The sequence below is a fragment of the Streptomyces sp. NPDC059456 genome (assembly GCF_042750055.1).
Taxonomy (GTDB): Bacteria; Actinomycetota; Actinomycetes; order Streptomycetales; family Streptomycetaceae; genus Streptomyces.
Map to the genome: position 1 here is coordinate 1 of NZ_JBHYVA010000224.1, position 11,599 is coordinate 11,599.

The 11,599-nt window shown below is 72.0% G+C and carries 8 protein-coding genes; 3 read left to right on the forward strand and 5 right to left on the reverse strand.

Annotated features, from left to right (window positions below; translation table 11 throughout):
- The 3 genes from ACFXA3_RS20530 to lanL all read right to left on the reverse strand — a co-directional run.
- Positions 1-1,048: ATP-binding cassette domain-containing protein (locus ACFXA3_RS20530; RefSeq protein WP_385188623.1), on the reverse strand; the 1,048-nt coding region annotated here is incomplete at its 3' end.
- A gap of 253 nt (positions 1,049-1,301) precedes the next feature.
- Positions 1,302-1,457 (reverse strand): VenA family class IV lanthipeptide, encoded by a 156-nt coding sequence (locus ACFXA3_RS20535; RefSeq protein WP_384745735.1) that lies wholly within the window; start codon positions 1,455-1,457, stop codon positions 1,302-1,304.
- A 43-nt stretch (positions 1,458-1,500) separates the two neighbouring features.
- Positions 1,501-4,176 carry a class IV lanthionine synthetase LanL gene (gene lanL, locus ACFXA3_RS20540; protein ID WP_385188625.1) on the reverse strand — a complete coding sequence of 892 codons (2,676 nt, stop codon included), beginning with the start codon at positions 4,174-4,176 and terminating at the stop codon, positions 1,501-1,503.
- Between the two features lie 1,238 nt (positions 4,177-5,414).
- On the opposite strand from lanL, the gene ACFXA3_RS20545 reads away from it, so the two are divergent.
- Complete coding sequence (locus ACFXA3_RS20545) at positions 5,415-6,314, forward strand: GNAT family N-acetyltransferase (protein ID WP_385188627.1); 900 nt, start codon at positions 5,415-5,417, stop codon at positions 6,312-6,314.
- Positions 6,315-6,364: 50 nt separating this feature from the next.
- On the opposite strand, the gene ACFXA3_RS20550 is transcribed toward ACFXA3_RS20545, so the two are convergent.
- A complete protein-coding gene (locus ACFXA3_RS20550) occupies positions 6,365-7,909 on the reverse strand; it encodes a hypothetical protein (RefSeq protein WP_385188628.1) in 1,545 nt (514 codons plus the stop codon).
- 236 nt (positions 7,910-8,145) lie between these two features.
- On the opposite strand from ACFXA3_RS20550, the gene ACFXA3_RS20555 reads away from it, so the two are divergent.
- Both ACFXA3_RS20555 and ACFXA3_RS20560 read left to right on the forward strand, forming a co-directional pair.
- Positions 8,146-9,558 (forward strand): MFS transporter, encoded by a 1,413-nt coding sequence (locus ACFXA3_RS20555; RefSeq protein ID WP_385188630.1) that lies wholly within the window; start codon positions 8,146-8,148, stop codon positions 9,556-9,558.
- Positions 9,559-9,899: 341 nt separating this feature from the next.
- Positions 9,900-10,280, forward strand: a complete 381-nt coding sequence (locus ACFXA3_RS20560) for a hypothetical protein (protein WP_385188632.1) — start codon at positions 9,900-9,902, stop codon at positions 10,278-10,280.
- A gap of 184 nt (positions 10,281-10,464) precedes the next feature.
- Here the strand turns inward: ACFXA3_RS20560 and ACFXA3_RS20565 are convergent.
- A partial coding sequence (locus ACFXA3_RS20565) for a D-alanyl-D-alanine carboxypeptidase family protein (RefSeq protein ID WP_385188634.1) occupies positions 10,465-11,599 on the reverse strand: 1,135 nt, incomplete at its 5' end.

Here is an 11,599-nt window from a genome sequence, read left to right on the forward strand (position 1 = left end):
GCCGTGCGGTGTGGATGCTGCGGCCGGTGTGGTGGAAGAAGACGTCGTCGAGCGTCGGCGGGGTGGCGGAAGCGGCGTGTACGGGGATGCCGTGGGTTTCCAGGGCCGCGCACAGGCGGGGAATCCAGGAGCTGCCGTCGGGCACGCGCAGGCGGATCCCGTCGGTGTCCACGGTGGTGACGGTGCCCGGCGGCGCGGTGCGGCGTACGACCTGGCCCGCCGCCGGGTCGTCGCCGGTGCGCAGCACCACCTGGTCGTCGCCGATCTCGGCTTTCAGTGCGAAGGGCGTGCCCTGCGCGACCAGCCGGCCTGCGTCGATGATGGCGAGGCGATCGCAGTTCTCCGCCTCTTCCAGGTAGTGGGTGGTGACGAAGAGCGTGGTGCCGTGCCCGTCCCGCAGCGCCCGCAGGTGGTCCCAGACCTGGGCGCGGGCGTGGGGGTCGAGTCCGGTGGTCGGCTCGTCGAGGAACAGGATCCGGGGTGAGTGCAGCAGGCCCCGGGCGAGTTCGAGGCGCCGTCGCATGCCGCCGGACAGGGCGCGTACCGGGGAACGCCTCCGGTCGGCCAGGCCGACCGCCTCCAGTGTCTCGGTGGCGCGCAGGCGGGCCCGGCGGCGGCTCATCCCGTAGAGGCGGGCCTGGATGTGCAGGTTCTGTTCGGCCGTCAGGTCCTGGTCGAGGGCGCTGTGCTGGAAGAGGATCCCGACCTGCCGTCGCACCCTGTCCGGGTGGCGCAGTACGTCGGCACCTGCCACGGTGGCGTGTCCGGCCGTGGGGCGGGCCAGGGCGCACAGCAGCGCGATGGTGGTGGACTTCCCGGCGCCGTTGGGGCCGAGGAAGGCGAAGGTCTCGCCTTCGCGTACGTCGAGGTCGAGCCCGCGCACGGCGTGGGTGGTGGTGCCGTCCGGGCCCGGATAGCTCTTGACCAGGCCACGGGTGCTGATGGCGTACGCCGGCTCGGGGGCGGACCGCTGGGTGTTCGGGGCCGCGGGGGCGGCTGTCCTGGGGGCTGCCTGAGCGGGGGCGTCGTCACCGGCGTACGGCTGCATGGGCGGGTCCTCGTCTGGGGGTGTCGTCCGTCCGTGCTCCGGCCGGCGGCTGCCCCATGACAGCCACCGGCCGGAGGTTGATCGGACCCTTTTCGTCTCGTCCCCGACCGGGTGTCCGTGACGGAGCACGGGCGTGGTCCCCCGGCGGGGACCGGCGTCAGCGCGTCGTCAACAGACCTGCTGTCGTCCTGCGCGCCGACCGTGCCGGGGCACAAGCCCGGGCCGAAGCCGAAAGGGCCTGCCTACTGCCTGGTCAGGCGCAGCTGATGCCGACACAGACGGTGTTGAGGAGCGTGAGGAGGCCGACACACTCACACGTCGCGGCGAACGCCGCTCCGTCGGCGCCGACCGGGTCCGTCTCCGGAAGGGCGTGCAGGTGAGCCAGCAGTTCGAGGTCGCGGTTCTCCATGGCTTTCTCCTTCTCTGTGGGGTGGCGGCAGGTTCTCTGCCGCTCAGCCCGGCTGCTGGATGGTCCAGAGCCGGGAGTCTGTGTGGTGGGTCCGCAGGAGGAACGCGAGGATTCCCGCGGATCCGTCGCTCCAGCCCGTCGAGACGTCCCCGTACTCGTTGGGGAAGACGACGTGGCCGTGGCGGTGGGCCCGTTCGGAGACGATGAGACGGGCCAGGTCCTCGGCCATCGCGTGGTGGGCGGGGTCCCCCGTGGCCGTGGCCATGTCGAGGAGGAAGTCGCCGTTGCCCGCGAGTCCGTGGCATTGGGTGAGGGCGGCGCGTGAGGCGCGCTCCACGACGGCTCGTGTGGCGTGCCGGGCGAGATCGCCGAACCGGTCGTCGCCGGTGGTCTGCCACAGCCGCACCAGGAAGCTGCCGATGCCGGCGGAGCCGTGGCACCAGTACGGGGCGGTGGGCACGTCGCCGGCCTGGGCGGGCCACTGGGCCGCCCCTGCGACCATCACGGCGCCGGCCACCAGCTCCTCGCCCGCGGCCACGGCCAGGTCCAGGTACTCCCGGCGGTCCGCGACGGCCGCCGCGGCGAGCAGGAAGCATCCGATGCCGGCCGTCCCGTGCGCGAATCCGAGGTAGCGTTTGCCGGCTTCTTCGGCGACGGCTTCCGCGGGCACCGGCCAGCTCACGCCGCTCGGCTCCGGCCGCGCGGCGGCGGCCAGTGCGTCGGCCGCTTCGACGACGAGTGCGGCGAGGCGCGGGTCACCGGTGCGGTACCACAGGTGGGCGGCGGCCAGTCCGCTGCCCGCGCTGCCGTGGGTGATGTCGTGATGGGGCGTCGGCTCCTGCGGGGCGAGGGCCAGGGCCATCGCGTGGTCCGTGAGGGCCCGGTCGTCGACGGCGCGTCCGGCTTCGTACAGCGCCCAGGCGGTCCCCCGACCGCCGAAGTGCAGGCCGGGGCGCGTGGAACGGGTATCGGTACGGGCCGCGATCCAGTGGCCCGCAGTGGAGATCAGCTCCGGCAGCCGCGGGTCGCCGGTGAGCTCGAAGTACCGGGTCAGGACCGCCAGGACGCCTGCCGCGCCCTGCTGCACGGTACAGGGGTCGGTCTCCCCCGCCGCGGTGGACACCGGCCACAGCCGCCGCTCGTCCTTCGGGGTCATCGAATCGACGAGGTGGTTCACGATGCCCGCCACCGCGGCGGACGTCGTGTCGCTGCGGGGGTCCTCGCCCGCCGGGTCGGGGGCGGTCCGTTGCTGCGGGAGGGCCCGTTCCGTCCGCCGCAGGGCCTCGCGGGCCCTCGCCGGGTCCCAGCGCTCGGCCGGATCGTCCTTCATCAGCCCGAGGATCGCTGCGGGCAGGCCGTCCGGCAGGCGGAGCGTACCGCCGCAGGCGGCGAGCCACTCGGCGAGCCGCTGTTGCGCGGTCCTGGTGGGGGGCTCCTCGGGAAGCAGGTTGGGGACCTTCCCGGCGAGGACGAAGCACAGGGTCGCGCCGAGGCTGTAGTAGTCGGCCGTCGCGGAGACGGGCGCGTTCACCAGCCGTTCGGGGGCGCTGAAGCCGGGGGTCCCCACGGTCGTCGGGAGCGCTGCGTCACCTTCCAGGACGGCCAGCTCCAGGTCGATGAGGCGCAGCTCACCGTCCGGCCGGACCATGATGTTGCCGGGGGTGAAATCGCGCAGGACGCAGCCGTGGGCGTGGGCCGCGGCGACCAGCTCCACCAGGCGTCCGGCCTGGGCCAGGGCGTCGGCGCCGTAGCGCTCGCTCCCGGCGTCGCGGAAGTGCTCGGCGACCCAGTTGCGCAGGGGGACGCCCGGGATTTCCTCCTGGGCCAGGAACAGGTGACCGGCGTGCTCGAACATGGCGAGGAGCTCCGGCGCCAGCCCCGTACCGCTGAGGCTCTCCAGGGTCCGGGCCTCGGCCCGCAGCCAGTCGCGTACGTCGCTGCCGGACGCGTCGGCCTCCACGTGCGGTCTGGCCTCCTTGATGACGATGGGTGCGCCCGTGGTGACGTCCGTCCCGCGGTAGACGCCCCCCTTGTTCGTGTGGCGGATCGCCTCCCGTACCGAGAAGCGGCCACCCAGCAGGACCGGCCCGCTCGGGGTCTTCTCGGCGGCCGGCGGGACCGGGACCGAGGCGGGGAAGGGGCTGACGGCCCAAGCGGGCGGGGAGTACCGACCGGTGCGCTTGTCCTCCACCGGGTTGCCGTCGGGGTCCTCGATGAACCACACCAGCAGGCCGTCGCCGGACAACCGCCGCCGGCCGACGAAGGCGCCGTACCGGTAGTGCACCAGGCTGTTCGCGGCGTAGGGCTGGTCCGACAGGATCCGGGGACCGGCCAGCCCCGCCGTGGCCTTGTGCAGCTCCAGGGCTATTCGGGCCGCGTCGGCGTCGGAGCGCGGGTAGACGGTGATGAACTTGCCCGAGCTCCCCCGCGGCGTCGCACGGGAGTTGAGGGCGCTCACCTGCTCCAGGGACCGGGCGAACTTGAACACGGCCTCCTCCCGCAGCAGGACGCCCAGGGCCTTCACGAGGACCGTGGGTGCGGAGGCGGACGTCGCCGACACGTGCAGCTTCCAGCCCTGCTTGCGCTGCATCGCGGACAGGGGCGTGAGGCGGCACCACATCTCATCCGCGTCGGTGGTCCACCGCGCGCCCTCACCGGTGGCGTCAAGCGCCCGGCGAAGCAGGTCTTCGAGGTCGATTTCGGTTGCGTGGCTCGTCATGCCCGTCCCTCTCAACGGCGAGGACCGCTGGTTGGAATATGCCTTCGGTAAGCAACAACGTATATTCCGCGCCCGCCCTGCGTCACCGGTTTCGGTGAGCGCACGGTGTTGTTGAATTGCCGGATGGTGTCAACCGGCGCAAGAAAGAAGCACAGGGGAGCGTGAGGGGTTGCAAAAACCCCGCACGCCAGCCCGCCGACGTAACCGATGCGACTGAAGCATCTCCTGTTACTGGCGCGACTGAAGCGATGTCACAAGCTGTTCCACGAAGCCGCTGCACGAATTGAGTTCACGGAACGAAATCCGCGCGGCTCACCCTCATTGAAATCGACAAGCGTTGCCGAAACAGCATCCGAGCGAACCCCGGAAGACACCTTCCCTTGATGCCGAATTCACCAAGTGCAGTTCCTGTGTCCGCGGCGAAATCTATCCGCTCGCCGCTTCCGCGCTACAGCTTTCCCTTCATCCGGTCCGCAGTAAAGGGCATGATTTCGCCACGTCGCCAACCAGCTACGGAACGTGATGGACCACGCCGCCGTGATCCGCGATCACGCACCCGAGCTGCGCGCCGACCGAATGGTTCACGAATAAACGAACGGCGAACGCGGCCGGGATTCGACCGAAAACAGCGAACCGGGCATTTCCGAGTAGGCACAGAAGACCTGCCCTTGACCGCTGACCTCGGCGGGGCCGCTCGGCCTGTTCGCGGAGGCGGAGGACGGTCCGCTCAGCGTGGCGGGACCGTGGTGACGGCGATCCGGAGGTGCGGGGTGCAGAACATGCCGAACATGCCTGCTCCTTCGCTGAATTGGCCGCCGCTTCGGCAGCCGCGGCCTCACTCGGTGACGGGCTCCGCCCCCGGTTCGCGCCCGGTGCATCGCGGGTCGGGCCGGCGGGCACGGCGGTGGCGGCATGGACCCTGCCGCCCGCCCTACGGGTGGAGGTGACCGACGAGGGCGCCGCCGCCCTGGCCGCCTGCTCTCCCCCGGAGGCGCCCGCCGCCCGGGAGGGCGGGCCTGGTCGGCCCGGAGCCGTGACCGGACCGCATCGCCGGTCCGAAATCCGTGGACGGACCCGCGGAAGATCACGTACCGTGTGGCTCCACGCCCCGATGTCGACGGAAGGAGGCGAGTGCCGTGCAGTTCACGCCTTTCCAGCGCTCCCTCTTCCACCATCCCGGCGTGGTTCGTCAGTTCTGACCGGGAGCGCTCCAAGCAGCCTGTATCCCGGAGGAATCCATGACCGATCCGGTCATCCGCACGCTCTCGACGAGCGATGCCCATCTTTTCGACGCACTCCCCGACCCCATGGGCGCCCGTGAAGGCCATCGGCGTACCCGGTTCCGTCCCGACTGGAAGCGCGTCGCGCTGCGCGACGGCGAGGTCGTCGCGCGCGGCGCGTGGTGGGGCGGCCCCGACGACTCGGAGCCCGTCAACATCAACTGGTTCGACGTGGCCGAGGGCGAGGAGGAGGCCGGGGCCGAACTCCTGCGCTCCGCTCCCTGGCAGGTCGAGCTCGAGATCAACCTGCCCGGCGGTTGGCGGGAAAGGTCCGACCTGCGCGCCGGCGCCGAGGCGCGCTTCGCCGCCGCACGAGCCGCAGGGTACGAACTCCTGGTGGAACGCTTCCTGTACCGCTGGACCCCGGAGCGCGGACTGCCCGAGCGGCCCGGACGCCTGCGTTTCAGCGCCGAACCCGACGACTGCGTGTTCTTCGACGCGTTGCGCCGCATCCACTCCGCCACCTTGGACGCCCACGCGCTCAGGGCCATCGAGGAGGGCGGCCTCGACCAGGCCGCCCAGGAGGAACTCGACTTCTTCCACTGGTGCCCCTCCCCACGGGAGTGGTGGCAGATCGCGTACACGCCGGAGGGTGACCTGGCCGGCATCCACATCCCGGCCCACAACCCCTCCGGCCCGACCATCGGCTTCATCGGGGTCGTCCCGGAGCACCGCGGGCGCGGGTACGCCTACGACCTCCTCGCGGAGTGCACCCACGTCCTCGTCGAGCAGGGCGCGGAGTTCGTCAGCGGAGCGACGGACCAGGGCAACTCACCCATGGCCGCTAACTTCGCCAAGGCCGGCTTCCCCGTCGTCAGGGAACGCATCAACTTCCACCCGGTGAGCGCAGCGGTCTAGCGCTCGGTGTTGCCCCCGCCCTCCGGGGAAGGCGGGGGCAGCACCGCGGCTCAGGCCGTGGTGCGGCGCCGGCGGCCGGTGCCCGCAACCAGAGCGGCGCCCATGGCCACGGCCACGCCCGCGCCGCCGAGGACCCAGGAGGTGGCCGGGTCGGTGCCGGTCGCGGCGAGTTCTCCGCCCGCGGGGGCGGCGCCCGTGCCGGTGCCCGTGCCCGTGCCCGTGCCCGTGCCGATCGGGGTCGCGCCTCCGTCGGGCTTGGGCTGGTTGCCCGCGTTCCCGGTTCCGGTCCCGTCGCCGCCGCCGTTGCCGGTGTCGGCGGTGCCGGCAGCGACGATCTTGGTCAGGCTGGGCTTGGAGCGGGACTCGACGTACGAGTTGGCTCCCTCGTCGTACGCTCCACCGCCCCAGAACCGGATGCTGAGGTCGCCCGTCGGCGCGTCGGCGGACACCCGGATGCGGACCTGGACGTCGAACGCCTTGCCGCTGCCGACCGGCCCGGACGCGATCTCGTAGGCGAAGTGGTCCTCCTCGCCGATCCGCTCGTCCGTCGGGTGCCAGCCCGCGACGCCGTTCTCGTCCTTGCTGTAGACCTCGACCCGGATCTGGTCACGGTTCATGCCGGACGGTTCCAGACGGGACAGGGTCATCCCCAGGTCGAACGTCTCCTGGGCGTCCTTGCCGGCGTTGTCGACGTGGACGGTCACGTTCGCCCAACCGCCACCCGCCGTGATGGTGCCGGGTGCGTCACTCACCGTCAGGGCGGGCCCCTCGATGACCGTCGGCTGCGTCTCGCCACCGGCCTCGGCGCCCTCGATCTTGGACTGGTACCAACTCGCGGGGGAGGCGCTGACGACCGAGCCGTTGCGGCTGGTGCCGTCGGAGTAGAGGTCGAAGGGAAGCGCCGGGGTGTCGGCGGCGAAGCCGATCCGCACCTCGACCGTGTAGTCCGCCTCGGCCGCCACGGAGGCGGTGGTCCCGAGGTAGTACTTGAACCCGGGGCCCATGGTCTCGGCGGTCACGGCCTTGACGGGCTGCCAGGCACCGCCGACCAGCCGCTCGACCTTGACCTGCGAGGTGGTGAAGGCCCCGTCCCACTGCATGATGTTGATGCTCGGGGTGTAGTTCGGGACGGCACGGTGGCCGGTGTTGTCGACCTCCACGTTCAGCCTGGTCCAGCTGCCGTCCTTCTTGAACCCGTCCTCGGGGATGCCGTGGAGGGTGACCTCCGGGCCCATCATCGTGCCGGTGGGCTGTTCGTACTCGTCGTCGGCGGCCTTCTCGGCCCCCTTGGACGCCGTCCGGCCGGCGGGCTCCTGACCCTCCGGGCTCCGGCTGTCCGGCTTCTGCGCCTCGGGCTTCAGGGCCTCGGGCTTCTGCGCCTCGGGCTGCGTCGCCGTCTGCGGGGTGGCCGTGAGGCCGGGCGCCTCTTCGGGCGTGTCCGCGGCCGCCGACGCGGCGTCGCCCTTCGGCTCGGCGTCCGGGACGGTCACCGCAGGCTGGGCGGACTCGGCGGCCATGGCGGGCGTCGTCATGAGCACCGTCGGACCGACCACCGCAGCCGCGGCCACCGCGGCCAGGCGCTTGTTGAGCTTCATTACTGCTATTCCCCCTCTATTTTTGAACTGGATCAGACTAAGAGGTGGATGAGCCTTCAACCATCGAGGGAGATCACGGCTTGGCGTCGATCTCGCCGGACACCTTGCTCCCCTCCGGACACGAGCGACCCCGCGCGACCTGCGGCGCACGGATCGTCGCGCCCCCCTGGCCACCGTCAGGGCACTTGATCGCGTAACGGAACATATCCACCCCATCCCGCACCTAACATGCGGCCATGAAGCCTGAAGAGGGAGGGCCCGCGGGCGGTTCGCAGGAGACTGCCGGGCCGGGGCCCGGGCGGAGCATGGCTCCGCTCATCGCGGTCTGCACGGGCTACTTCATGGTCATCCTGGACGTGACGGCCGTCAACGTCGCCGTCCCGGTCATCGGGCGGGACCTCTCCGCCTCCGTCACCGCGGTCCAATGGGTGACCAACGGCTACACCATGGCCTTCGCCGCCCTGCTGCTCACGGGCGGGGCCCTCGGGGACCGGTTCGGCCACCGGCGCGTCTTCTGCATCGGCGTCGTCGTGTTCACCACGGCCTCGGCGGCCTGCGGCCTCGCCCCGGACGTGATCGCCCTGACCGCCGCGAGGCTCCTCGAAGGAGCCGGCGCCGCATTCATCGTGCCCGCCTCGCTCGCCCTCCTCCAAGAGGCCTACCGGTCGCCGGCGGACCGGGCCCGCGCCTACGGGCTCTGGGGCTCCATGGCAGGCATCGCCGCCTCCGCGGGCCCGCTGCTCGGCGGCCTGCTCGTGGGCACCCTGGGATGGCGCTGGGTCTTCTTCGTCAACCTGCCGGTCGGCGTACTGTGCCTCCTGCTCACCTCGATCCGCGTCCCGGCCTCGGTCCGGCGCCCCGGGCGCTCGCTGGACTGGCCCGCCCAGACCGCGCTCGTCGCACTGGTCACCTTCCTGACCACCGCCCTGAACGAGGCCGGCCGGCTCGGCTGGACCGCCCCCCTGGTCCTGGCCTCGGCCGGACTGTGCGTGGTGGCGTGCGCCCTGTTCGTCCTGCGCGAGCATCTGGCACGCCGTCCCGCGCTGCCGCTCTCGCTGCTGCGAAAGCGGCCGGTGGCGGGCGGAGCCGCCATCGGCCTCCTGTTCAACTTCGCCTTCTACGGCATGGTCTTCACCGCCAGCCTCTACTTCCAGCACGAGCGCGGGATGAGCGCCCTGCGCACCGGGTTCGCACTGTTCCCCGCGGTGGCGATGTCGATGTTCGCCTCGGCCCTTTCGGGACGGCTCGCCCGCCGGACCGGCCACCGCCCCCTCGTGATCACCGGCATGCTGATCGGCGCCGCGGGCCTGGCCGGTTGGGCGGCCGCCGGACCGGACCCGTCCTATTGGCTGCTCGTCGTCCCGATGATGGCCGCGGGCTTCGGCACCTCCTTCACCCTCACCGGCGCCACCGCGACGGTGCTGTCGGCCGCCCCGGACACGCACTCCGGCACCGCCTCCGCCCTCTTCAACACCACGCGCCAGATCGGCAGCGCGGCCGGCGTTGCGCTCGGCGGATCCCTGCTGGCCGGTTCGGCCGATTTCACCGACGGGGTCCGCCTGAGCATGGCGGCCGGCGCGGCGGCGTACCTGCTCGCCGCCGCGCTCGCCGTTCGCTGTGTCCCGCGCGCACCGGTGGGCCGCGTCTGACACCGGACGACGCCGCCGAACCGCCCCGAACCGGACGGCGGGCGGTGGACACGGAGGTCTGGCGTCCGGCTCGCGCGCGGCGGTTCCGGCAGGTCCGGGCCTCGCGGGGGACGGACGTCCGCCGGCACGGCCGTCCGGGCGCCGGGTTCCGATCGCGCGGCCCGAGAAGCGTGGTTGCAGCACCCATCAGGGAAATGCCGTTCGACGGGCATTCAGGGAAAAGGTTCCGCTTAACTCCTCGTTCTTTTTGGCCTATTCGGGACCGCCAGGCACCATTGACCCTATTGGAGAAGCTGAAATAGCGTGCAGACAACGATTCCAACCAGGGGGGGAACCAGTCCATGCGCAGCAGGAAGACGATCGCCCTCGTGCTCGGCAGCGCCGCGGCGTTGGCCGGCACGGTCGTGTCCGGCGGTGCGGCTCAGGCCGCGACGCCCGCGCAGACAGGTACGAAAGTGACGGAGCATGTCGTCTGGGAGGCGCCCGTACCGGGGAAGATCACCCCGATGCACGTCCCGAACCACGGTTTCAACACGTACTCCTTCAACGGCGTCTCATGGCGCGCGACCGTCACCGTCGACTACGGCCGCACCGGAGCATGGACCCACTGCAGCGATGGCACGGACATCCACGGTCCGTTGCAGAATCCTGGATTCTGGGACTTCGGCGGCAGCTGTAGCGGCCATGGAACGATTACCCAGTACGGGTGGTACGACGGCTGATCTTTCACCCGGCGAATAGCCGGCAACGAAATACCCCGGCCGCGAATGCGTTCCGGGGTATTTCCGCGACCGCAGCCGGCTCCGCTCACCGTCACCCCGCTCTGCACCGGGTCGCGGCCCGCGGCGAAGCGAGCCGCGAGGAACGCGGTGACGAACGGCTCCGCGGCAGGGGCCGGGCGGCGGGTCAGCCGGTCTCCGGTCCCGTGTTGGGTCCGGGGTGGGGCCGTCGGCGTCGGCGGCGGTACACGACGGCCCCCGCGCCACCGGCTCCCGCGAGGAGGACGGCCGACCACGCGTAGCCGGTGAGCGGCTGCGCGGAGGCGGTGGAGGCGGTCGCGGGAGGCGGAGCGGTGCGGGTGGCCGGTGTGGCCGGTGTGGCCGGCGGCGGCCGGAGCGATCCGACCGGGTCCACCCGTCCGGCGGCGGCGAAGCCCCAGTCCATCAGGGCCCGCGCCTCGTCGTACACGGCGAAGGCGCCGCCTTGCTGGGGGTTCATGACGGTGACCAGGAGGGTGCGGCCGCCGCGTCGCGCGGCGGTGACGAGGGTGAATCCGGCGCCGGAGGTGTAGCCGTTCTTGATGCCGATGATGCCCGGGTAGCGTTCGACCCCGTCCTCACCGGTGAGCAGCCGGTTGGTGTTCTCGATGCCGTACGTCCAGCTCGGCCGGCCCTCGGCGTCCGTGTCCCCGGGGAACGGGGCGTCGGCCAGTGCCGCGTACCGGGCGAAGTCGGGATCGGCGAGGCCCGCCCGGCCGAAGACGGCGAGGTCGTACGCGGAGGACACCTGACCGTCGGCGTCGTAGCCGTCCGGGGAGATGACGTGGGTGTCCTTTGCCCCCAGGGCGCGGGCCCTGGCCTGCATCTGCGCGGCCGTTCGGGTCCAGCCGCCGTTCATCTCGGCCAAGACGTGGACGGCGTCGTTGCCCGAGCTGAGGAAGACGCCCTTCCACAAGTCCGCGATCCGGTAGGTGCGGCCGGCGTCGAGGCCCACCAGGCTGCTGCCTTCGCCCACCTCGGCGAGTTCGGCGTCGGTCACCGTGTGGGTGCCGGTACGCGGGAGGTGCGGCAAGGCCGTCAGCGCGAAGAGCGTCTTCAGGGTGCTGGCCGGCGGCAGGCCCAGGTGGGCGTCGTGCGCGGCGAGCACCTCGCCACTGCCGGCATCGGCCACCAGCCAGGACAGTGCGGAGATGTCGTCGGGCAGGGCGGGGGCGCCCTCGCGTGGCCGCAGGTGGACGCCGGGGCTGCGCAGGAGGGCCGGGTCCGGCGGAGCCGCTGCCCGCGGGGGCGGGGGGGCGGGGCGGGGGCGGGGGGGGGCCCGC